This is a genomic window from Kaistella sp., assembly GCF_041824135.1.
In the GTDB taxonomy this organism is placed as follows: domain Bacteria; phylum Bacteroidota; class Bacteroidia; order Flavobacteriales; family Weeksellaceae; genus Kaistella.
Window position 1 is genome coordinate 1 of sequence record NZ_JBGZYM010000033.1, and the last position, 22,800, is coordinate 22,800.

Here is a 22,800-nt window from a genome sequence, read left to right on the forward strand (position 1 = left end):
GTGAAAATGAAAAGGAAAAATAACTTTTTCATACTATTACTTTTAAAAGGTAAATTTACGAAAAACCCTTTGATAAAAATGGTTCAGAACATGACATTACAACACTTCAATTTGATTTTTTAGTAAGTCTTCGAATTCTTCGCGTCGTCGGATTAAATGCGCTTTTCCATCTAAAAATAAAACTTCGGCAGGCTTTAATCTCGAATTAAAGTTAGAACTCATTTCAAAACCATACGCTCCGGCATTTCTAAAAACCAAAATATCATTTTCGCGAACTTCATTTAATTTTCGATCCCAGGCAAAAGTGTCGGTTTCACAGATGTTTCCCACGACGGTATAAATTCTTTCGGCACCTTTTGGATTAGAAAGATTTTCGATGATGTGATAAGAATCGTAAAACATCGGACGAATTAGATGATTAAATCCTGAATTGATTCCCACAAAAACAGTTGCTGTTGTTTGTTTGATCACATTTGATTTGACCAAAAAATGTCCGCTGGTGCTCACCAAATATTTTCCCGGTTCAAACCATAACTCGAATTTTTTCCCTGTTTCTTTTTGGAATTCAGCCAGGACTTTTTCTACTTTCTTACCCAATGTTTTTACATCAGTTTCTAAATCACCGTCTTGGTACGGAACTTTGAAGCCGCTTCCCATATCGATGTATTTTAAATCCGGGAAATGTTCAGACATTTCAAACATAATTTCTAAACCTTGTATAAAAACTTCGGGATCTTTTATTTCACTTCCAGTATGCATGTGAAGACCTTCTATTCGAAGGTTCGTCGATTTCATAACTCTGGTGATGTGACGAAGTTGGTGAATCGAAATTCCAAATTTAGAATCGATATGTCCCGTAGAAATTTTATGATTGCCGCCCGCGTAAATATGCGGATTGATTCTCACAAAGATCGGGTAGGAGTTTCCGTACTTGTTTCCGAACTGTTCTAAAATCGAAATGTTATCAATGTTGATATGAACTTTTAAAGCCATCGCTTCTTCAATCTCCAAAAGATCAACGCAGTTAGGCGTGAAGAGAATTTTATCAAAAGTGAATCCCGCTTTCAGACCTAATTTCACTTCATTAATGGAAACGCAATCTAAACCAGCACCTAAGTTTTTAATATATTTTAAAATATTAATGTTGGTCAGGGCTTTTGCAGCGTAGAAAAACCGGGTGCTTTTATGAAAAGAAGACGTTAGTTTTTCATAATGATTTTTGATGCTTTCTGCGTCGTAAACATAAGTTGGTGTCCCGAATTCCTCGGCGATCTTCATTAAATTTTTATCGGTCATAAAATCTTGTTTTTTTTTAAATTAAAAAAGCAGACCCCAAAAAGGCCTGCTTCAAAATATTGTTAAAATACCTGCCCTTAACCCACAGAGTTTGCTTTAGAGAAAAACTTTTTTCCCTTAGAAGCAACCTTTTTTATAGAGTTAAGAACGTTCATTATTTTGTTTCGTTAAATTCTGGTCAAAATTAAAATTTTTAATTTAATTCTATACTATTTATTTTAAGGGAATTGGCGCAATTTCAAAATCTCCTCTCAAAAGTCCCATTTTAAAATCATTTTGCAGATCTGCGGTTAAGAAATCGATTTCAATTTTTAAACTTGATAATTTTTGTAATGATTCTATTTGGGTATATAAGTCGTAAAATCCATAAGAACTTAATTTCCCTTTTTCGAAAAGGAAGAATGATTTTTCACCTAGTGTTCTTCCTGTTGACAGCCACAATTCATCTTTCTTATTAATGGCGATCAATTGTTGTAGATTTTTTAATTCTTTTAAATCGCCTCGGCTTTTAATAAAACTTACTGCTTTTATTCCTTGCGTAAAAGATTTGAATTTCAATAACGGTTTATCAACTTGCTGATTACTGATTTTATCGACGAAATATTGATCACTTTTGTGATAAAGACCGAAGGCTAATTTCTCACTCTTTTTCAAACCTTTAGTTCTCATCATGAGTTTCGCCAGAATATCATTTCCAGTTAATTCATATTGAATTTGCTCCACGTCTTCCTGAATCGTAATCCATCGTTTGGATTTGGAGTGGAAAACTCCCTTTGAAAATTTATTTAAATCATCTACAAAATCAGAAAAAATAATTTTTCCGTCTTGATCCTGGAAATAGAGAATCCCTTTTTCTGCAGGCAAATCCTGGGTGAGATCGCGAACTTTATTCAAATAAGATTTGGCGTTAACCTCATCATGATGTTGTTGAATGATTTCAGAATCCTTGTCTTTAATCATTAATAGTTTAAACAATTCCAAAGTCGCTTTCGCATCTCCTGACGCGCGATGTTGATCAACCAATGGAATTCCTAAGAATTTCACCAGCTTTCCTAAATTGTAACTTTCTGCCGCGGGAATTAATTTCTTGGCTAAAGGAATCGTGTCTATCGTATTGGTCTTGAATTCATAACCTAATCTTTTAAACTCCTGCCGAAGCATTCGATAATCAAATTCGATGTTATGTCCAACTAAAGTGGTGTGCTCCGTAATCTCAACCACTCTTTTGGCTATTTCGTGGAATTTCGGTGCAGTTCTAACCATTTTCGGCGATATTTTCGTCAATTTCTGTACAAATGGCGTGATGTCACTTTCGGGGTTGACCAAAGAAATAAACTGATCGATAATACGATGGCCGTCATATTTATACACGGCGATTTCGATGATGCTTTCTTTACGGAAAGGCGCACCGTTGCTTTCTATATCAATTACTGAATACAAATTATTGTGATTAAATTATCGTCTTTTTCCTGTGATCATTCCTAAAGCAAACTTACCCAATTCTCTGGCAAAAGTATTCATAAAAGTTTTTCCGGCTCTACTGCCAATGACTTCTTGAAAAATGTTGGGTTGCTCTTTTGTGACGGATTTTTTTATTGTTGGGGCGGCATCTTCTACCGCTTGGTCCATTCTGGTGGTCAACATTTCGTACGCAGAATCTTTATTGACGGTTTGCTCGTATTTTTGCACCAAGGCAGATTTGCCCGTTAAATCCGAAACTTCCGACTCGGTCAAGATATCCATTCTACTTTCGGGTGAAATGAGAAAAGTATGAACCAAAGGAGTTGGAATTCCTTTTTCGTCTAAAGCCGTGATGAATGCTTCACCAATTCCCAGATTTTGTATGAGTTGTCCGGCATCGTAATATTCGGTGATCGGATAATTTTCTACTGCCTTCGAAATTTCTTTTCTGTCTTTCGCCGTGAAACCGCGCAACGCATGTTGAATTTTCATTCCCAATTGGCTCAAAACATTTTCTGGAACATCACCTGGAATTTGAGTAATAAAATAAATTCCAACTCCTTTTGAACGGATGAGTTTTACCATCGTTTCAATTTGTGCCAATAAAGTTTTGCTCGCTTCTTTGAAAATAAGATGTGCTTCATCGATAAATAGAACAAGTTTTGGCTTTCCACTATCGCCTTCCTCAGGAAAGGTCATATAGATCTCTGCGAAAAGAGAAAGCATAAAGGTAGAAAAAAGCTGGGGTTGACTTTGGATATTTTGAACTCTTAAAATATTGACAACTCCTTTTCCGTCGCGGGTTTGTAATAGATCATGCACGTCAAAACTCGGTTCGCCAAAAAACTCGGTTGCACCTTGTTGTTCCATAGCAACGATTGAACGTAAAATTGCACCTAAAGAAGCCGGTGAAATAGAACCGTAACTACTTTTTAAATCCGCTTTTCCTCGGTCGTTATCAGTCAGATATTGCAATAATTTCTTCAAATCTTCGAGGTCAATTAAAGGCAAGCCTTTATCATCCGAATATTTAAAAACAATCGACATGATACTGCTCTGGGTATCATTCAAATTTAAAATTTTACTTAAAAGCAAAGGTCCAAATTCCGTAACGGTCGCACGAAGCTTTACGCCTTTCTCGCCAGAAATCGACATAAGTTCCACCGGAAAAGATTGCGCTTGATAAGGGAGTTTTGTTTTGGAATATCTGTCAGTAATAATGGCGTTTTCTGTTCCTGGCTCCGCAATTCCGGAGAAATCTCCTTTAATGTCTAAAACCAAAGACGGAATTCCGGCGTGCGAAAGTTGCTCCACAAAAACCTGAACCGTCTTTGTTTTGCCTGTTCCCGTTGCTCCAGCAATTAAGCCGTGACGGTTGATTGTTTTTAAAGGAATAGTTACATCAACTTCCGTAACGACTTCACCATCGAGCATCGCTTTTCCTAAAGTGATAAATTCACCTTTTGGGGTATATCTTGTAGAAATTTCCTGGATGAATTTTGCTTTATCTACCATCTTTAATTTATTTGAATGGATAAAGATAAAAAATAATAAAGATTATAAATCGATTGACAGAAATTTCTTAATTGTCGTAACTGATGAATGTCATTTTTAATTAAGATGAAAAAGTCTTAATTTTGACTCGTCATGAAATCCATAACAACGGTCATATTATCACTTATCATATTTGGAGCAAGTTTTCAGAACTCGCTTTTTATGATCGATTATAAGATTAACCAGGATTTTTATGAAATTCATTGTGTGAACAGGGACAAGCCCAGTTTGAAATGTCACGGGAAATGTCAAATGAAAATAGAGAGTGAGAAAAGTACGAACCCTTTTAATTTGGTGAAATACGCTTTCGAATTCAATATTTTGCCGACCTCACCTGCTGATTATTTTATTAAAAAGCAAAATTTGGCTCCTGCTGAAGGTAGAAATTTTAGCTATCGTGAATTGTTTATTCCAGAAATTTCTTTGCGTATTTTACCGCATCCACCGCAAGTGTAATTTGATCTATTCTATGAGCTTCTTCTTTTTCAATTGAAACAGGAGTGGTTTAACCTACTCTTCTAAAGAGAAAATCTTAAATCAAATTATCACTTAAAATTCAAAAAATGAAATTTTCATTCAAAACTCTATTTGCCTTATTGGCAATAGCATTCCTTGTAATTTCTTGTCGTACCTCTGATGACGATTCTGTCGAAATAGTTAATCCAAACACGGAGATCGAAGGTTTATTAAAAATTAAAGAAATTTCCAATGATACTCATATCATAGAACTGTATTCTAAAACTGGCGCAACCAATTTGGGTCACAATGATATTACCCTTCGCATTAAAAATAAAGCCACCAATCAGTACGAAAAAAACGCAACCATTACTTGGAAGCCGATGATGCACATGGCTTCAATGATGCATTCATCCCCGAATTCTGCGGTTCAAAAAGTAAACTCTGACGGATCTTTGTATGCTGGTTACATCGTTTTCCAAATGCCAGGAAATGCAACCGAATACTGGGACTTGAAAATTGATTATACGATTGGATCTAATTCTTACTCTGCAACAACCGTAATAAATGTTCCTGTTGAAACCAAAAAAACAGTGAATGCTTTTCTGGGAAGCGATGGTGTGAAATATATCGTGGCTTTCATCGAACCTAAATCTCCAAAAGTAGCAGTGAATGATCTGACTGTCGGCGTTTGGAAAATGCAGGATATGATGACTTTCCCGGTGGTAGATGGTTACACGGTAAAAGTAGATCCAAGAATGCCAGGAATGGGAAATCACAGTTCGCCCAACAATGTTCATCCAACACAAACAATTGCTGGAAAATTATACAATGGTAAACTTGCTTTAACCATGACGGGTTACTGGAAAATTAACTTGCAGTTAGCAAAACCTGATGGAACTGTTGTAGGCGGACAGGAAGTTACAGAAACCAATCTTGCGAGCACCATCTTTTTCGAAATCGATTTCTAAATTCATTACAAAAATAATCAAGGCTGATTAGTCCAATTAAAAGTAATTAGTCTTGGTTTTCTCTAATTTTTTTTGAGGTAAATCTTTTTAATTAAAGGTTTACAGTCATCCTACTAATCAAAAGCTTTATCATGAAACGATACGCACTTGTGAATATTTTTGTTCTTCTGTTTACCAATGGTTTTGCACAGGAATATTCATCAGACTCTATAAAATCACAACATATTCAAGAAGTTATTGTGATTGGAACTACTAAAATTTCCAGCAAAGAAAATAAACCCTTAGGTTCAATTGATGAATATCTGCAGAAATCTGCGAAGGTTGATATGGTAAAACGCGGTGCTTATGCCTGGGAACCACTGATTAATGGATTGCCGACGGAAAGAACTTTGGTCACTATTGATGGAATGCGGATTTTTGGTGCGTGTACCGATAAAATGGATCCTATTACTTCCTACATCGAAGTTTCTAATTTAATGGAAGCCAGCATCAGTTCAGGTCAGGAAGGATCTTGCCACGGAAATACCATTGGCGGTTCTATTGATTTGAAACGAAACAAAATGATCTTTGGTCAAAATAAATGGAACTTTAATGTTAATAGCGGTTACGAATCAGTGAATCAACAAAAGATCTTTGGTGCCGGAACAAAATTTAAATCGGAGAAATTCTACACCGACGTTAATTTTATGATGCGTGATGCCGAGAATTATAAAGCTGGTGGCAATATCGAAATCCCTTATTCTCAATTTCAAAAAATAAATATTTCCGGAATTTCTGGAGTGAAGTTGGGTGAAAATAAATTGTTAGAAGCGTCTGTAATTTATGACAAAGCCAATGATGTCGGTTATCCTGCTTTGCCGATGGATGTGTCAGTTGCTGAAGCTTTGATTACTTCTTTAAAGTTCCAGATGTTGCCAGAAAGCAATTTCTTGAAAAGTTGGGAAAGCAAAGTTTACTTTAATACTATCATGCACAGAATGGATGATACCAAACGACCAAACGTTCCTATTCACATGGATATGCCTGGCTGGAGTAAAACTTATGGTTACTATTCTCACTTGAAAGCAGTTTTCAACAATCATAATTTATTATTGAATATCAATGGGTTTTACAATAAATCCCGTGCAGAAATGACGATGTATCCGGAAGACAAAAGCGAAAAACTCATGTTCATGTTGACGTGGCCGGATGTGAGAACGCTTGCTCAGGCACTTTACTTAGAAGATCAAATTAAATTGTCCGAAAATTCTAGTTTGAAATTATCAGCCTCAGTAACGATGCATCAGAACAAGATCGAAAGTGAATTTGGCTTAAACAGTTTACAGATTTTTTATCCAGAAATGAATGCAGAAAAAACCAGAGTTTTAAAGAGTTTCGCTGCGAATTATCAGTTTGATAAAAATGGATTTCAGGCTGGTTTTGGTTTAGGATATGGCGATCGCGCGCCGTCGGTTTCTGAAGGTTATGGATTTTATTTATTCAATAGTTTTGAGAAATACGATTATATCGGAAATCCCAATCTTAAAAACGAATCTTCCTTAGAAGCCAATGCTTTTGTAGGCGTAAAAAAAGAAAAATACAGCGCTAAAGTTTCGTCCTCTTATTTTCATATTTCTGATTACATCGTTGGTAAAATAATTGACAATTTAGTGCCGATGACGATTGGCGCAAGTGGAGTGAAAAATTATACTGCTTTAGATTACGCCACTTTATTTAATATCAGTTTATCTACAGAACTACAAATCGCTGATCCTTTAAAATGGACAACGCAATTCGTTTATACCAGAGGAAAAGATAATGAGAATGGTAATCTGCCTTTTATGAGTCCGTTCAGTTATCAAACTTCTTTAAGATATGAGAAGAATAAATTTTCCTCGGAAGTTGCCGTTTTTGGAAATACAAAATATCAGAATTTTGCACCACAATATGGAGAGTCTGAAACTCCAGCTTATACGATTTTCAATGCGAACTTTGGATATTTACTTCCTTTAGGTCAAACTAAAATTTATACGAAGATCGGTGTTGAAAATATCTTTGATAGAAACTTTACCACCTATTCAGATTGGAATAAGATTCCACAGCCCGGACGTAATTTCTTTATCAATATGAATTTTAGCTGGTAGTACTGGAAAAATTAAGACCTGCCAAATGTTGGCTTTTCTAAAAACAGGTTCCCGAAAAATTTCTGTAAATTTGGTAGATAACAAAAAATAAAATCATGAAAAGAACAGATATCATCAACATCATTATCGAAGAACAAAAAGTTGTTATCGAAAGTTTGAAACAATCGGTTGAGCGTTATAAGATTGCGTCTGATCTTGATGAAGAAAGCACTCATGATCCCGAAGATTTTTCCCAGCAAACGCAAGCAAAAGATATGCAGCTTCGGTATGAGAAAACACTTAGAGAAGCAGAACAAAGCCTTGCTTTTGTAGAAGGAGAATTAAAAGAAAAACACGATAAAATTGAAAAAGGAACGCTGGTTGAAACCGACCAAAACTTCTTATTCGTCGGAATTTCTGTTCCTCCTTTCCAATTTGGAAATAAAGAAGTGCTCGCCTTTTCTGATCACGCTCCAGTTTTCCAAAATATCAAAGCAAAAAATAAGGGTGATACCGTAGAAGTTGGTGCAAAATCGCTTCAAATTATAGATTTTAATTAAATGAGTAATTGGTCTTGTGTAACTTCGGTCACTGTTTATGCAAAAATTAAAGAGTATTTTTGCTAAAATTATTTAGATGGAGTTATTAGGATATTTTTCTGCAATCGTTATTGGTCTCGTGATGGGATTAATAGGCGGTGGTGGAAGTATTTTGAGTGTACCGATCTTTGTTTACGTTTTTGGGTTTGATCCAATCACGGCGACAACGCTTTCTCTTTTCGTCGTTGGAGTGACCAGTTTGGTAGGTTCAGCAGGCTTTATCAAAGAGAAAATGATTGATTTTCAAACGGCGTTCATTTTCGGTATTCCATCAGTTTTAGGTGTTTTGTTTTCGAGGAGGTTAGTTTTGCCTCATTTGCCAGAATATATTATCAATCGTTGGGGAATTACGATGACCAAAGACATGTTCTTGCTTTTTCTTTTCGCGATCCTAATGTTGATTGCCTCGACTAAAATGATCCGTAAAAACGAACGACCTTCAGGCAGAAAACAAAATGGGAATAATTACACAATTCTAATATCACAAGGACTTCTGGTCGGAATTATAACGGGATTGATTGGAGCGGGTGGCGGTTTTCTAATTGTCCCAGCATTAGTGATGCTCATTGGCTTGCCGATGAAAAGAGCCGTTGCAACATCTTTGTTTATTATCGCCATGAACTCTATTTTAGGGTTTTTAAGTACCATGAAAATGGTGGCTCACGACTGGACTTTCCTATTGACGTTTTCAGCCCTTTCTGTATTGGGGATTTTTGTAGGAATCGCATTTGCAAAAAACGTAGATGGTCGGAAATTGAAACCAGCATTCGGTTGGATCGTACTGATCATGGGATTATTTATCATTATTAAAGAAATTTTTTTTAAACAACAAATAGCAATATGAAGAACTTATTGATTTTTACCTTGGGACTGTTTTTACTAACAGCATGTAAAAAAGAAAACACAACCAGCAACACAACCACGGGCTCCGTAAAAGATCCTAATGAAGTTAGTTTGGTTCAGGAAACAACCAAGTTAAAGAATGACAAAGGCGAAGTAATTGGGGTTACTTATTTTGCACAAGGAGAAAATATTGCCGTGAGAATCGAGCAAAATGGTAAGCCTGAAGAAGTGCTGATCGCTAAAAAAATCAATACCAAAGGCGAACCTGTTTTTGCTAATGAAAAAATGATGTGGGAAGGAGCTCTGGGATCCGGTGGAAAAACAACTGACGGTCAGGGAAATGTTACCGAATACAGGGAGATAGAAGAGTAAGTAATAAAGCTTACGTTTAATAGAAATATAATATTTACTGAAAATTCTGCTTTTTTTAAGGGGGAGTTTTTATTAATAAAAATATAATTATGATGACAGTAGAACAAATTTATACAGGATGTTTGGCTCAGGGAGCGTATTATATTGTTTCTGAAAATGAAGCAGTAATCATCGATCCTTTGAGAGAGACCAAACCTTATACTGATCGGTTAGAAAAAGATGGTGTTCAATTAAAATATATTTTTGAAACTCATTTTCATGCAGATTTTGTTTCTGGGCATGTTGATTTATCCAAGAAAACGGGTGCGCCAATTGTTTACGGACCAACTGCAAATCCTGATTTCGAGGCGATCATCGCCGAAGACGGACAAATTTTTGAAATCGGAAAAATCAAAATAAAAGTATTGCACACGCCAGGTCATACCATGGAAAGTTCAACTTACCTTTTAATTGATGAAAACGGAAAAGAAACTGCAATCTTCAGTGGAGATACTTTGTTCTTAGGCGATGTTGGCAGGCCAGACTTGGCGCAAAAAGCGGCGAGCATGACTCAGGAGGAACTAGCCGGAATTTTATACGACAGTTTACAGAATAAAATTATGCCTCTCGCTGATGATATTACGGTATATCCGGCACATGGCGCAGGTTCTGCCTGTGGAAAGAATATGCAGAAAGAAACCGTTGATACTTTAGGCAATCAAAAGAAAACCAACTACGCTTTGAACCAACCTAACAAGGAATCTTTTATAAAAGAAGTTCTGGATGGTTTGACGGCGCCACCAAAATATTTCGGAATGAATGTGGCGATGAACAAAGGTGGTTATGAAGATTTTGATACCATTCTTAAAAAAGGATCACAGCCAGTTTCCGCACAAGATTTCGAAGCCGTTGTAGAAGATACAGGAGCGCTTATTTTAGACACCAGAAATGCGGCGGATTTTCAAAAAGGATTTGTTCCCAATTCGATCAATATTGGATTGCAGGGCGATTTTGCACCTTGGGTTGGAGCCATGATCGTAGATGTACAACAACCGATTTTATTGGTAACTGATCTAAATGCAGAAGAGGAGGCGATTACACGTTTAGCCAGAGTCGGTTTCGATAACGTTATCGGATATTTGGATGGTGGTTTTGAAGCCTGGAACAACTCAGGAAATGAAGTGGATACGGTGAACAGAATTTCTGTTGAAACTTTTGCAGATCAATTAACAGCAGATGCGAAAGTGATCGATGTGAGAAACGAGACTGAATATGCTGCCGAACATGTTGATGAAGCATACAGCAGACCGTTGGTTGATATTAATGAATGGGCTACAGATTTAAATCCAGACGAGCATTTCTTCCTGCATTGTGCAGGTGGATACAGAAGCATGATTGCTGCAAGTATTTTGAACTCCAGAGGAATTAGAAATTTTACAGAAATAGAAGGAGGATTTGGTGCCATTAAAGAAACCAGTGTTCCTAAAAGCAATTTCGTCTGTCAAAGCAAAACTTTAAAATAATGAATTTAAAAAATCTTTTAATTATAGGTGCGGTTTCACTGGGATTATGGTCTTGTAAAACTGCAGCACCAATGCCAGACGCTTCTCGCACAGAAGTGAAAGCAATGGTTACGAATCCAGAAACCACTTTGGTTGATGTTCGGATTCCGGAACAGTTTGCTGAAAAAACAGCTCCTGGTGCAATTAATATTCCTTTAGCCCAAATTGAAGATAATCTTGACTTTTTCCGAAAACAAAAACAAGTTGTGATTTTCTGTAACAGCGGAAAACAAGCTGCAAAGGCAGTTGAAATTTTGAAAAAAAATGGAATTGAAAATATTTATGATGCGAAGACACTAAAAAATGTCACTGCAATTAACAACGAAGCAAAATAAACAATTGTGAAGATCTTGCGGAGTTGAATCCGCTTTAATTCACTCCATAGTGGTAATGAACGACGATTTCTCTCTTGATCAAAAAACGCTCGATAAAAATTATTGGGAAGAAAGGTGGGAAAACCAATCAACAGGTTGGGATATTGGTTACTCCTCGCCTGCAATTGAAGATTATATTTTACAATACCCCAATAAAGGAGCGAGCATTTTAATTCCAGGTTGTGGAAATGCATATGAAGTAGAATTTCTTTGGAATCTCGGATTTACAAATATTACAATCTTAGATATTTCGAAGACAGCTGTTCAGATCTTAAAAGATAAATATCAAAATAAGAAAGGAGTCACGGTAATTTGCGAAGATTTCTTCAATCATCAAGGCAACTATGATTTGATTATAGAACAAACTTTTTTCTGCGCACTTCGTCCTGAGTTACGACCTCAATATGTAGAAAAAATGCATGAGCTGCTTGATGAAGGCGGAAGAATAGTTGGCGTACTATTTAATAGGAATTTTGAAAAAGACGGTCCGCCATTTGGGGGAAGTGTCTTAGAATATCAGAATCTTTTTAATAATGATTTTAATGTTCAAAAGATGGAAGAATGCTATAACAGTATTCCATCCAGAAAGGGAAGTGAGATTTTTCTTAACCTCAAAAAAAAGATTTAAAATGATGAATTTTTTAGTAAAATATAAATTTGGTTTAGTTGGAATTCTAGTTGGTGGAATTTTAGGATACGCTTATTATCATTTCATCGGCTGTACAACCGGAAGCTGCGCAATTACGTCAAAACCATTTAATTCAACTGCATACGGAATGGTGATGGGCTATTTGATGTTTTCGGTATTCCAAAAATCTAAAATTAAAGAAGAGCATGTTTGATTTTATTAAAAACCTTTTTAACTCTAATAAAGTAGATTATAAAGAGCTTTTGGTTACTGGTGCTCAAATAATTGATGTGCGCACCCCTGCGGAATTTAATGGTGAACACATCAAACAATCGAAAAATATCCCTTTGCAACAACTGCAAAGCGAGATGAAGAAACTAGATTTGAAAAAGCCAATCATCACTTGTTGTGCCAGCGGAATGCGAAGTGCTTCAGCGAAATCGATTCTCCAGCAAAATGGTTTCGAAGCTTATAATGGAGGTGGTTGGAGTTCGCTTCAAAATAAATTAAACCAATGAAAACCAATGAAAACCTGGACTTTGAGTAGATTTCTCTATTTAGCAGCAGGCCTATTTTTTGTTCTCATCGCTGCGAATGATCGAGTTTGGTTCATGATTCCATTCGGCTTATATTTTATGGCGATGGCGATATTCAAATTTGGATGTGCCGCGGGAGCTTGTCAAGTTCCAGAAAAAAGGGAAGAAGAATAAACTAACTAAACTTCTAGTTGAAAAATTATTATTAACTATTTAATTTAAAGTGATGTCACAAAAATTTAAAGAACTTATAGATTCAGAACGTACTGTATTAATCGATTTTTTTGCTACTTGGTGCGGCCCGTGCAAAGTGCAGTCTTCGGTTTTAAATACCGTAAAAGAGAATATTGGCGATATGGCCAGAATTGTAAAAATCGATATTGATCAGTTTCCATCGATAGCTGCTGAATATGGTGTTCGTGGAGTACCAACGTTAGCGGTTTTCAAAAAAGGGGAAATGCTTTACAAAGAAAGTGGAGTACATGATGTCAATACTTTAACGACACTTTTGAATAAGTTTGCTTCTTGATTGAATTAAATCTTATCAATGAAAAATTTCCTTTTATATTATAGAAGGAAATTTTTCATTGATAGAAGAACTCATCCCGATCTGATAGAAACGGAAACTTCGTTCTAAACTCCTGGAGTTTTTCTAAATCTAAATTCGCCGATACAATATTGTTATCTGTTTTGGAGATTTCTGTTCCATCAGCGGAAAAGCAATACGAACTTTCCGGATATTCCAGATTGTTTCCATCAGTTCCGATTCTGTTTAATCCAAAAACGTAGGCCTGGTTTTCAATCGCCCTGGCTTTTAATAAAGTCTGCCAGGCGTCAATTCTGCTTTTTGGCCAGTTGGCGACGTAAAGTATAACATCGTAATCACTATTGTTTCGGGAAAAAATTGGGAAGCGTAAATCATAACAAACTTGCAGTAAAATTCGCCAACCTTTATAACTTACAACTACGCGCTCTTTCCCTGCACTGTATTTTTTGTCTTCACCAGAGTAAGAGAACAGATGTCTTTTATCGTAGGATGAAAAATTTCCATTAGGCTCAACAAAATAAAAACGGTTGAAGAATTTTCCTTCTTCATGAATAGAAGCACTTCCGCAAACGACGCTGTTTTTATGTTTGGCAAATTGTTTCATCCAAATTAGGGTTTCTTCGTTTCGATCGGCGATCTCTTCTGGTCTCATATAAAAGCCAGTAGAAAACATTTCAGGCAGCATTAAAATATCTGCTTCAACATTTTTAAAGGATTGCTCTATTTTTTCATAATTTTCAATTTTATTTTTCCAGGAAATATCTAAATTTAAAGCGGTGATTTTTAAAGCTTTCATTTATAAATTATTTATAATGTCAATAAATATACAATTTTTTAACATGAAAAGTTAATATTATCATAAAGTGGTCTCATTTTTGAATGGTGAATTGTATCATTAAATAAATAACATTAAAAATTTTAACATTATGAAAAAGTTACTCTTAGTATGCTCAATGTTCTTCTTAGGACAAATGGCATTTGCACAAGCATGGCAAGGAAAAGGCGATCAAAAAATCCAGGTTGGATTTAATGGTTGGGGTTATGGTACAGGTATTACTGCTACTTACGATTATGGTTTATCTAAACTAATTTCAGTTGGTGCGGGTGCTAACTTCTTTTTTGACCACGATAACGACAAATATGCAGATGATGACTTTGGAGTATTCGGTAGATTAAACTTTCACTTACAAGAGCCATTAGGACTTCCTTCAAACTGGGATATTTATCCAGGTATTGATTTAGGTTTATTAGGTAAAAGCGGAACTTATTTTGGAGCGCATTTAGGTGTTAGATATTTCTTCAACAATAACGTTGGTATCTTCCTTGAAGCTGGAAATAACGGAGCGATCGGAGTTTCTTTCAACTTGTAAGAAAATCAGATATATAAGATTAAAGGTTCTCATTTTTGAGGACCTTTTTTGTTGGGCATACTTTTGATAATTTGTATCTTCGCACTCTTTAAAATAAATTAAACCTATTCAATGACATTAATACAGTTATTTCAATTTATATTGAGCATCTCAATTCTGGTGGTTCTTCACGAATTGGGGCATTTTATTCCCGCGAAACTTTTTAAAACCAAAGTAGAGAAATTTTATCTTTTCTTTGATCCCTGGTTTTCTATTGCAAAGAAAAAAATTGGTGATACCGAATATGGAATTGGGTGGCTACCGTTTGGTGGTTATGTGAAAATTGCCGGTATGGTTGATGAAAGTATGGATACTGAACAGTTGAAACAACCTGCTCAACCTTGGGAATTTAGAAGCAAGCCAGCGTGGCAACGTTTGATCATTATGTTGGGTGGAGTTACGGTAAACTTCTTTTTAGCTTGGTTCATTTATTCTTCATTAAGTTATTTTAAAGGGGAAAAATTTCATGATAACTCAAAGTTTACAGACGGTGTTTCTGTCTCTTCTGCAGGTCAAAAAATGGGTCTGCAAAACGGAGATAAAATCCTTAAAATCGATGGTAAGCCAGCTGAAAGAATGGAAACCTCTACCATCAATATGCTTTTTGCAAATGAGGCAACTGTTTTAAGAGATGGTAAAGAAGTGACATTCCCGGTGAACGAAGATGGTGTGGCAGATGTATTGGCAGAGAATGAAGCTAAGATGTATTTCGGGCCACGTTCTCCTGTTGTTATTGATAGTCTATTTCCGAAAGGCGCTGCTGCATCTGCAGGATTGCTGAAAGGGGATAGAATCGTTGGAATTAACGGAAACTCAGTAAAATTCTTTGATGAATTAGCACCGCAACTTTCTGAATTAAAAAATAAAGACATTGTTTTAGATATTGAAAGAAATAATGCGCCACAGAAAGTGAACGTAAAAGTTACTCCTGAAGGCAAGCTTGGATTTGCTAATGATACTTCTTTCGCCCAGCAAGCATTTGACAAAACAGCTGTCAATAAAAAATACACTTTAGGAGAGGCAATCCCTAGAGGTTTAACGAGAACGATTGATGTGTTGACGATGCAGATCAAACAGTTCAAAATTGTTTTCAACACCAAAACACAAGGGTACAAAAAAGTATCGGGACCAATTGGAATTATCAAGATGATGCCAGAAACCATCAACTGGGAGTTTTTCTGGAGCTTTACGGCGATGTTTTCGGTGTGGTTGGCGTTTCTTAATTTAATTCCGATTCCGGGATTAGACGGTGGACACGTAGTTTTCACACTTTGGGAAATGATCACCGGAAAACCGGTTCCGCAAAAAGTTTTAGAAAATGCGCAGATGATTGGCGTGATTTTCCTAATGGGACTGATGGTTATCATCTTCGGAAATGATATTTTAAAATGGATCACAGGAAAATTTTAAAATTTTCTTGAATTTATTTTGGCAAGTCTAAAAAAGTTTTTATATTTGCAGACGCTTAGCGCAAAGAGCAACACTCCTCCTTAGCTCAGTTGGTTAGAGCATCTGACTGTTAATCAGAGGGTCCTTGGTTCGAGCCCAAGAGGAGGAGCAAAACCATCACAGAAATGTGGTGGTTTTTTTGTGTTTATATTTGAATGAAATGTTTTCTATGTCGTTGATTTACAATCTAATTTTATTTAAGAACAAGAATTTTAAGCTGCTGAGTTACTGTATTGATCTTTTATTTTCCAAAGAAGATCACTTTTAAATATGGTTTTATTAGGTGGAAAAGGTGGAAGATAATATTGAATGAGATAGAAATACGCACGACCATCAAGTTATTTACTTCAATCAATATTTTACAAAAAAGATCAAGTCAACAAAAAACCCATCTTTCGATGGGCTTATTTATTCAAATTTCATGGTAATAGGAACTTCTAGTACTGATCGCACTGCAATGCCATTATATTCTGCAGGTTTCCATTTTCCTTTATTTAGTATTTCGTAAAACGTGATTGTAGTTAAGAGGTTAAATTCTCTATAATCTCCAATAGCGGTAATATTACTCACATTGCCATGTTCATGTACAAGAAACCGAACCATCGTTCTAACAACGCTACCTTCTAAGGTCACAGCATCCGTATTAAAGTATTGTCCAATCATACTTCGAAAACTATTGATTCCAAATTCATATTCTGGCGGTTGGGTATATTGGTTTTGATAGCGCAGAACATCTACTATCTTCTCTGCTTTCTGAATTTCTTTAATGGCCAGCTCATAACCTTCGAGTCGGTCCATAATAATCTTTACCTCTTCTTTTTTTCTATCTATAGAATAAACCTTGTCGTATTTTTCAGAGATCTCTTTAGATTTTTGTTTGTACGTCTGATTTAATTCTTCAACTTTTGCAAGTTGAGCCTCATGAAGTATAAAAGAGAGAATGCTAAGAAGAGCAAATACTTTTTTCATTTTATCTTTTCTTCACTGCTCTCCCAATGTTGATAATCACTTTCACTGCTTTCTCCATTGATTCTAAACAAACATATTCATAAGGTCCGTGGAAGTTGATTCCGCCCGCAAAAATGTTTGGACAAGGTAAACCCATATAAGAAAGCTGTGCTCCGTCTGTACCGCCGCGAATGGCTTTAATTTTAGGTTCAATGTTCGCGTCTTTCATGGCCTGTTCTGCAATATCCACAATATGCATTTTTCCTTCGAATTGCTGCTTCATATTGCGGTACTGTTCTTTTATTTCAATTTCCGCAGTTCCATCTCCAAATTTTTTGTTGAAGTCTAAAACTACATCAGTGATATGTTTTTTTCTTGCTTCAAATTTTTCATTGTCGTGATCGCGAATGATGTACTGAATCTTCGCCTCAGAAACATCTGCTTTAATGTCCATTAAATGATAGAATCCCTCAAATCCTTTAGTCGTAGAAGGAGTTTCGTTCTCCGGAAGCATTTGAACAAATTCTGCTGCCAACAAAGATGCGTTGACCATTTTTCCAATTGCATAGCCAGGATGAACGCTTAAACCATGAATTTTTACAACCGCTCCCGCTGCATTAAAATTTTCGTACTCCAATTCACCAACTTCGCTTCCATCCATCGTGTAAGCCCATTCTGCGCCAAATTTCTTTACATTGAAGTGATGTGCTCCTCTTCCTATCTCTTCGTCAGGAGTAAACCCCAGCGCGATTCTGCCGTGTTTAATTTCGGGATGTGCCAGTAAGTATTCTGCAGCCGTAACGATTTCGGCAATTCCTGCTTTATCATCGGCACCGAGTAAAGAAGTTCCATCAGTTGTAATTAAAGTTTTCCCGACATAATCTTTTAGAGTTTCGAATTTTGAGGAAGAAAGAGTGAATCCGGTTTCTTTATTTAAAATTAAATCACCGCCATCATAATCATCCCAGATTTGAGGTTTCACATTTTCTCCATTAAAGTCAGGCGAGGTATCATAATGCGAAATAAATCCAACAACAGGTTCATCGTCATTTTCTAAATTTGAAGGAACATAAGCGTAAATATAGCCTTGCTCGTCCATGGAAACATCGGTAAGGCCGAGCGTTTTTAGTTCTTCGAAAATATATTTTGCAATATCCCATTGTTGTGGAGTAGAAGGCGTTGATTCACTTTCCGGATCACTGGTTGAATATATTTTGACATAATTAATGAAACGGTTTTGTAATTTCAGTTTCCAATCGAGATTAAATTCTAGGGTAGTCATAATTGCATATTTTTAACAAAGTTAAAATTTTACGTTGAGGTTAAGGTAAAGATGTCGAATTTATTTAGGCTGAAGTAGAATGTGAAATTAACTTAAATATATAGTAGTCAGTGTTTTAAAATATTTTAAAATTTATTTAATGGTTTTTTAAAGTTTTGGTATATTTGAGAAAATCAAAAAATAGAAATGTTTCTAACCGAATGTCCACGAGATGCCATGCAAGGTTGGGGTGAATTTATCCCGACGCAAAAGAAGATTGATTATATTAATTCCCTAATGGAAGTGGGTTTTGATGTGTTGGATTGTGGCAGTTTTGTGTCCCCGAAAGCGATCCCTCAAATGGCAGATTCAGGAACGGTGGTCGATGAAATTGATAAGGGTGTTTCTAATACAAAACTTTCAGTTATCGTTGCGAATTATCGTGGTGCACAAAAAGCGCTCAGTCATCAGGCGGTAGATATTGTAGGATTTCCTTTTTCTATTTCTGAAACTTTTCAATATAGAAATACCAATAAAAATCAGGAAGAAGCTTTTAATGATATTAAAAAGATCACTGAACTTTTAGATTCAGATGGTCGTGTTCTAAATGTTTACTTTTCAATGGCTTTTGGAAATCCATACGGTGAAATGTGGAAGGCAGCAGATGTTGATTACTGGGCTCAGCGATTTAATGATATTGGAGTTAAAAATGTTTTGCTTTCCGATACGACCGGAACTGGATCATTGGAGCAAATTGAACTGCTTTTTAAAACAATTCCTGCAAAATATCCTGATATCGATTTTGGTGGACATTTTCATAATCGATACGAAGATTCTTATAAAAAATTAAAAGCAGCCTACGATAATGGCTGCCGTAGATTTGATTCTGCCATCAAAGGAATTGGTGGCTGCCCGATGGCAAAAGATGATCTGGTTGGAAATATGCCGACTGAACAGGTGATTAATTTTATGGCGGTTGAAAAGATCGATCATACCTTAAATTTACTCAATTTCGAAAGTGCTTATAATAAAGCGAAGGATATTTTCCATTTTTAATAACAGAAGAAGTATGATAGATGTTTTGTTTTAAAAGTTAAACGAATTCGTTATCTTTATCATAAAATAAACACAATACTATGACCTCAACAATTACTTATTTAGGTGACTTCAAGATCGTTTCACAACACGAGAAATCAGGCGCCACGATTACGACCTGTGCGCCATTAAGAGAAGGTGGAACTTCAGAATTATTTTCTCCCTCAGATATTTTCGGAATTTCTTTTGGACAATCAATGTTAATGGCGGTGGCTGTTCTGGGAGAACCAAGAGGAATCAATATTATCGGTGCAACTTGCGAATTGAAAAAATCAACTCATCCGGAACCGAAAAGAATCGGAACGATTTTTTGTATCGTGAGAATTCCGGGAAAATTTACTTCTGAACAGAAGAAATTTATTGAAGATACAGCACTTAACTGTCCAGTAGCTTTATCAATTCACCCAAATGTTCAACGAACGGTGATGTTTGAATTTGAGTAAAAAACTTTTATAAAATAAAGAATGCCGGAGATTTCCGGCATTTATTTTTTAGAACATTCCCAATTCAAATCGGGCTTCTTCACTCATCATATCTTTGTTCCAGGAAGGTTCAAAAGTGAGTTCCAAATCGACTTCTTTTACATCTTCCACTTCCGTTACTCTTTCGCGAACTTCTGCAGGTAAACTTTCAGCAACCGGGCAATTGGGCGTCGTTAAAGTCATAATCACTTTCACCGCACCTTCGTCAGAAATCTGTACATCATAAATTAATCCTAATTCATAAATGTCAACGGGAATTTCTGGATCATAAACTGTCTTGAGAGCTACAATAATATTTTCACCGATTTCGGCAATCTTTTCGTCTGTATATTTCATCTAATTGGGAACGTTTAATTTTCGCTTTTTTCTAATAAATCTTCCTGACGCATTCGCCGAAAAACATTTGCCAAAGTTAAGACATCTTTTTCACAATATTGAACGATTCTAAATAAGTCTTTCTCTATGTAGTAGATTGACGCCACCATTGAACCATCGATATCATCTTTCGGAGTTGGAATTCCGAACAGATGAGCCAATAATTCCAATGAAATAAAAGATTTATAATCTCCGAACTTCCAAAGTTCCATCGTATCTAAATGCGCTATTTCCCAGGGTTTCTTTCCGAACATTTGAAAAGGAAGCGGCGGTTGCATTCCATTAATTAAAAAGCGTCTGGCGATCCAGGGAAAATCAAACTCTTTTCCATTATGAGCGCAAAGAATCACGTCCCGCAGTTTTGGGCTGTTAAAGATTTCACCAAATTCTTCCAGCAGTTTTTTTTCATCATCGCCGTAGAAACTTTTGATCTTCAGCTTTCCGTTTCTTTCTACTATTCCAACAGTAATACAGATGATCTTACCGAACTCTGCCATGATTCCACCTCTTTCGGTGTAATATTCTTCCGCGGTAAATTCTTCTTTACGCTGGAATTTTGTTTTTTTATCCCAAAGATATTGATCGGTTTCATTTAAATCTTCCCAATTACCAAATTGCGGAACGGTTTCAATATCCAGAAATAATACTTTTTCTAAAGGAATATTTTGAATCATAATCTTAGTTTTTAACAATAGTTTTACCCAATAGATAAGCCATTTTCAACTGGTAATGTCGTACTCAAAATGGTGACTTCTTTATTTTCGCCAATTACGCCCAGTATCAAACATTCACTAAAAAAGTTGGCGATCTGTTTTTTAGGAAAATTGACGATTGCAATAATTTGCTTTCCGATGAGCTCTTCCTTTTGATATAAATCAGTGATCTGTGCGGAAGACTTTTTAATTCCGAGATCTCCAAAATCGATTTCTAACTGATAGGAAGGATTTTTAGCTTTTGGGAAATCAGCTGCAGAGAGAATTGTTCCCGTTCTGATATCGATTTTCTCAAAATCATCCCAACTGATCTCAGGCTTTATCATTAGTTTAAAATTATTTTACAGAAACAATATAATCGTAAACCATTTGATGTTGCTCCTCATTTAGTTTTGCTTTCGGCGCCATCGAGTTCATAATTCCGACCCAATCCTGTGCATTATGATCGCTTGGGTTTGGTAAGTCATGACATTTTCCACAAGAATTATTAAAGACAACTTTTCCTTGCGCGAGATGTTCGGCTGTAATCGTTTTTGTTCCGGCAACTCCTTGTTTAGGACTACAAGAAAACAGAATTCCTACGGCACTGACGGCGGTAATTAAAAAATAATAAGTTGAACTTTTCTGATTTCTGGTGAGGATCTTCATTTTCTTAAATTTTAGTTTATTCAAAAATAGGCATTTTTCTTTTTAAATTTATTTGGTCGCCATAAATTAAAATGGCGTTTTCTAAATGATCCTTAAATAGAAATCTTCCATTCTCTAAAAACCCAAATCACAAATGAAATGATTTCACAAAAGATTTGTATTTTTGAATCAATGAAAACCCTTTCTAACCAAGAACTCATAAAAGGAATACGGTCCGGCGACAAACGATTGCTCGGAAAAGCGATCACGTTGGTAGAAAGCAAAAAATCAGAGCATCGAGCGCAAGCGGAAGAGCTTTTAAAAGAACTGTTACCTTTTACCGGAAAGTCTGTTCGAGTTGGAATTACCGGCGTTCCTGGCGCGGGAAAATCTACTTTTATTGAAAGTTTTGGAAAGTTAGCCATTCAACACGGAAAGAAAGTTGCTGTGTTAGCGATTGATCCCAGTTCCTCTTTAAACAAAGGTTCTATTCTTGGCGATAAAACCCGAATGGAACAATTGGCAACGGAAAAAGATGCTTTTATTCGTCCAAGTCCAACTTCTGGATTTCTAGGTGGGATAGCCAATGCTACTTTTGAATCGATGTTGATCTGTGAGGCAGCTGGTTATGATTATATTTTAATTGAAACCGTTGGTGTTGGACAAAGTGAAGTTCTGGTTTCCGACATTACCGATGTTTTCTTATTTTTAAAGATCATTGGTGGTGGCGATGAACTACAGGGCATTAAACGTGGAGTTATGGAAATGGTGGATCTAATCTTCATTAATAAAGTAGAAGAAGATAACCGACTCAAAGCGAAAAATACCAAAATTGAATTACTTCGCGCTTTACATTTTCTACCGTCAAAAGAAGAAAACTGGAAAGTTCCTGTGCTGCTCGGTTCTGCTTTAAATAATAATGGATTAGAAGAGGTTTATGAAAAGATTGAAAGCTTTATCAATTTAAAAATATCAAATAACACCTTTGAAGAAAATCGGAAAAAGCAAGCAGAGAAACGCTTTGATTATTGGGTTCAGGAATATATTTTACAAAAAACAAAATCCGATCAATCGACTGAAAAATTTTACGAAGAGCATAAAAAAAATGCTTCTGAGTTGAAATCTAATCCAAGTTCAGAAGCAAAAATTTTTGTGGAGAAA

At 35.9% G+C, this 22,800-nt stretch carries 28 protein-coding genes and 1 tRNA gene; 19 read left to right on the forward strand and 10 right to left on the reverse strand.

Features of this window, described 5'->3' with window-relative positions; translation table 11 throughout:
• Positions 1 to 96 precede the first annotated feature (96 nt).
• The 3 genes from lysA to ACEYOS_RS03805 form a co-directional block, all read right to left on the reverse strand.
• Complete coding sequence (lysA, locus tag ACEYOS_RS03795) at positions 97 to 1,296, reverse strand: diaminopimelate decarboxylase (protein WP_373709131.1); 1,200 nt, start codon at positions 1,294 to 1,296, stop codon at positions 97 to 99.
• A gap of 213 nt (positions 1,297 to 1,509) precedes the next feature.
• Complete coding sequence (locus ACEYOS_RS03800) at positions 1,510 to 2,736, reverse strand: PolC-type DNA polymerase III (RefSeq protein ID WP_373709132.1); 1,227 nt, start codon at positions 2,734 to 2,736, stop codon at positions 1,510 to 1,512.
• Between the two features lie 15 nt (positions 2,737 to 2,751).
• Complete coding sequence (locus tag ACEYOS_RS03805; RefSeq protein WP_373709133.1) at positions 2,752 to 4,272, reverse strand: helicase HerA-like domain-containing protein; 1,521 nt, start codon at positions 4,270 to 4,272, stop codon at positions 2,752 to 2,754.
• A gap of 132 nt (positions 4,273 to 4,404) precedes the next feature.
• Here ACEYOS_RS03805 and ACEYOS_RS03810 point away from each other — a divergent pair, with 132 nt between their 5' ends.
• The 13 genes from ACEYOS_RS03810 (at position 4,405) to ACEYOS_RS03870 (ending at position 13,262) form a co-directional block, all read left to right on the forward strand.
• Complete coding sequence (locus ACEYOS_RS03810) at positions 4,405 to 4,767, forward strand: hypothetical protein (protein WP_373709134.1); 363 nt, start codon at positions 4,405 to 4,407, stop codon at positions 4,765 to 4,767.
• A gap of 107 nt (positions 4,768 to 4,874) precedes the next feature.
• Positions 4,875 to 5,738 (forward strand): hypothetical protein, encoded by an 864-nt coding sequence (locus ACEYOS_RS03815; RefSeq protein WP_373709135.1) that lies wholly within the window; start codon positions 4,875 to 4,877, stop codon positions 5,736 to 5,738.
• 131 nt (positions 5,739 to 5,869) lie between these two features.
• Positions 5,870 to 7,861: a TonB-dependent receptor plug domain-containing protein gene (locus tag ACEYOS_RS03820; protein ID WP_373709136.1), complete on the forward strand. Its 1,992-nt coding sequence runs from the start codon at positions 5,870 to 5,872 to the stop codon at positions 7,859 to 7,861.
• A 95-nt stretch (positions 7,862 to 7,956) separates the two neighbouring features.
• Complete coding sequence (locus ACEYOS_RS03825; protein WP_373709137.1) at positions 7,957 to 8,400, forward strand: hypothetical protein; 444 nt, start codon at positions 7,957 to 7,959, stop codon at positions 8,398 to 8,400.
• A 76-nt stretch (positions 8,401 to 8,476) separates the two neighbouring features.
• Positions 8,477 to 9,283: a sulfite exporter TauE/SafE family protein gene (locus ACEYOS_RS03830; protein ID WP_373709138.1), complete on the forward strand. Its 807-nt coding sequence runs from the start codon at positions 8,477 to 8,479 to the stop codon at positions 9,281 to 9,283.
• Positions 9,280 to 9,654, forward strand: coding sequence for a hypothetical protein (locus ACEYOS_RS03835; RefSeq protein ID WP_373709139.1), 375 nt, complete (start codon positions 9,280 to 9,282; stop codon positions 9,652 to 9,654). The genes ACEYOS_RS03830 and ACEYOS_RS03835 overlap by 4 nt, the downstream gene beginning before the upstream one ends.
• A 92-nt stretch (positions 9,655 to 9,746) precedes the next feature.
• Positions 9,747 to 11,156, forward strand: a complete 1,410-nt coding sequence (locus ACEYOS_RS03840; RefSeq protein WP_373709159.1) for a rhodanese-like domain-containing protein — start codon at positions 9,747 to 9,749, stop codon at positions 11,154 to 11,156.
• The gene (locus tag ACEYOS_RS03845; RefSeq protein WP_373709140.1) at positions 11,156 to 11,530 is read left to right on the forward strand and encodes a rhodanese-like domain-containing protein; all 375 of its coding nucleotides are present in this window, start codon (positions 11,156 to 11,158) and stop codon (positions 11,528 to 11,530) included. The genes ACEYOS_RS03840 and ACEYOS_RS03845 overlap by 1 nt, the downstream gene beginning before the upstream one ends.
• Before the next feature lie 55 nt (positions 11,531 to 11,585).
• On the forward strand, positions 11,586 to 12,197 hold the full coding sequence (locus tag ACEYOS_RS03850) for a methyltransferase domain-containing protein (RefSeq protein WP_373709141.1): 612 nt from the start codon (positions 11,586 to 11,588) through the stop codon (positions 12,195 to 12,197).
• 1 nt (position 12,198) lies between these two features.
• Positions 12,199 to 12,411 carry a DUF6132 family protein gene (locus ACEYOS_RS03855; RefSeq protein WP_373709142.1) on the forward strand — a complete coding sequence of 71 codons (213 nt, stop codon included), beginning with the start codon at positions 12,199 to 12,201 and terminating at the stop codon, positions 12,409 to 12,411.
• Positions 12,404 to 12,715, forward strand: a complete 312-nt coding sequence (locus tag ACEYOS_RS03860) for a rhodanese-like domain-containing protein (RefSeq protein ID WP_373709143.1) — start codon at positions 12,404 to 12,406, stop codon at positions 12,713 to 12,715. The genes ACEYOS_RS03855 and ACEYOS_RS03860 overlap by 8 nt, the downstream gene beginning before the upstream one ends.
• A 6-nt stretch (positions 12,716 to 12,721) precedes the next feature.
• Positions 12,722 to 12,907 (forward strand): hypothetical protein, encoded by a 186-nt coding sequence (locus ACEYOS_RS03865; protein ID WP_373709144.1) that lies wholly within the window; start codon positions 12,722 to 12,724, stop codon positions 12,905 to 12,907.
• Between the two features lie 52 nt (positions 12,908 to 12,959).
• Complete coding sequence (locus ACEYOS_RS03870) at positions 12,960 to 13,262, forward strand: thioredoxin family protein (protein WP_373709145.1); 303 nt, start codon at positions 12,960 to 12,962, stop codon at positions 13,260 to 13,262.
• 55 nt (positions 13,263 to 13,317) lie between these two features.
• Here the strand turns inward: ACEYOS_RS03870 and ACEYOS_RS03875 are convergent, their stop codons facing one another.
• Positions 13,318 to 14,076, reverse strand: coding sequence for an amidohydrolase (locus ACEYOS_RS03875; protein WP_373709146.1), 759 nt, complete (start codon positions 14,074 to 14,076; stop codon positions 13,318 to 13,320).
• Positions 14,077 to 14,206: 130 nt separating this feature from the next.
• Between ACEYOS_RS03875 and ACEYOS_RS03880 the strand changes: the two genes are divergently transcribed.
• From ACEYOS_RS03880 to ACEYOS_RS03890, 3 genes are all read left to right on the forward strand, one after another.
• A complete protein-coding gene (locus ACEYOS_RS03880; RefSeq protein WP_373709147.1) occupies positions 14,207 to 14,650 on the forward strand; it encodes a DUF6646 family protein in 444 nt (147 codons plus the stop codon).
• A 111-nt stretch (positions 14,651 to 14,761) separates the two neighbouring features.
• Positions 14,762 to 16,099 carry an RIP metalloprotease RseP gene (gene rseP, locus ACEYOS_RS03885; RefSeq protein ID WP_373709148.1) on the forward strand — a complete coding sequence of 446 codons (1,338 nt, stop codon included), beginning with the start codon at positions 14,762 to 14,764 and terminating at the stop codon, positions 16,097 to 16,099.
• A gap of 74 nt (positions 16,100 to 16,173) precedes the next feature.
• Positions 16,174 to 16,247: transfer RNA gene (locus ACEYOS_RS03890), tRNA-Asn, on the forward strand.
• Between the two features lie 299 nt (positions 16,248 to 16,546).
• Here the strand turns inward: ACEYOS_RS03890 and ACEYOS_RS03895 are convergent.
• A complete protein-coding gene (locus ACEYOS_RS03895; RefSeq protein ID WP_373709149.1) occupies positions 16,547 to 17,107 on the reverse strand; it encodes a hypothetical protein in 561 nt (186 codons plus the stop codon).
• 1 nt (position 17,108) lies between these two features.
• The gene (gene pepT / locus ACEYOS_RS03900; RefSeq protein WP_373709150.1) at positions 17,109 to 18,368 is read right to left on the reverse strand and encodes a peptidase T; all 1,260 of its coding nucleotides are present in this window, start codon (positions 18,366 to 18,368) and stop codon (positions 17,109 to 17,111) included.
• Positions 18,369 to 18,554: 186 nt separating this feature from the next.
• Here pepT and ACEYOS_RS03905 point away from each other — a divergent pair, with 186 nt between their 5' ends.
• Positions 18,555 to 19,403: a hydroxymethylglutaryl-CoA lyase gene (locus tag ACEYOS_RS03905; RefSeq protein ID WP_373709151.1), complete on the forward strand. Its 849-nt coding sequence runs from the start codon at positions 18,555 to 18,557 to the stop codon at positions 19,401 to 19,403.
• Between the two features lie 80 nt (positions 19,404 to 19,483).
• Positions 19,484 to 19,885: an OsmC family protein gene (locus ACEYOS_RS03910; protein WP_373709152.1), complete on the forward strand. Its 402-nt coding sequence runs from the start codon at positions 19,484 to 19,486 to the stop codon at positions 19,883 to 19,885.
• Positions 19,886 to 19,933: 48 nt separating this feature from the next.
• Here ACEYOS_RS03910 and ACEYOS_RS03915 read toward each other — a convergent pair whose 3' ends face one another.
• From ACEYOS_RS03915 to ACEYOS_RS03930, 4 genes are read right to left on the reverse strand one after another with little or no spacing between them, the layout of a single operon-like run.
• The gene (locus ACEYOS_RS03915) at positions 19,934 to 20,260 is read right to left on the reverse strand and encodes an SUF system Fe-S cluster assembly protein (RefSeq protein ID WP_373709153.1); all 327 of its coding nucleotides are present in this window, start codon (positions 20,258 to 20,260) and stop codon (positions 19,934 to 19,936) included.
• 14 nt (positions 20,261 to 20,274) lie between these two features.
• Entirely contained in the window at positions 20,275 to 20,973 is a 699-nt protein-coding gene (locus ACEYOS_RS03920) for a 3'-5' exonuclease (RefSeq protein ID WP_373709154.1), read from the reverse strand.
• Positions 20,974 to 20,996: 23 nt separating this feature from the next.
• Complete coding sequence (locus tag ACEYOS_RS03925) at positions 20,997 to 21,338, reverse strand: tRNA-binding protein (RefSeq protein WP_373709155.1); 342 nt, start codon at positions 21,336 to 21,338, stop codon at positions 20,997 to 20,999.
• A 10-nt stretch (positions 21,339 to 21,348) separates the two neighbouring features.
• On the reverse strand, positions 21,349 to 21,660 hold the full coding sequence (locus ACEYOS_RS03930) for a cytochrome C (protein WP_373709156.1): 312 nt from the start codon (positions 21,658 to 21,660) through the stop codon (positions 21,349 to 21,351).
• A 138-nt stretch (positions 21,661 to 21,798) separates the two neighbouring features.
• Between ACEYOS_RS03930 and meaB the strand changes: the two genes are divergently transcribed.
• On the forward strand, positions 21,799 to 22,800 hold a 1,002-nt coding region (gene meaB, locus ACEYOS_RS03935; RefSeq protein WP_373747886.1), incomplete at its 3' end, for a methylmalonyl Co-A mutase-associated GTPase MeaB.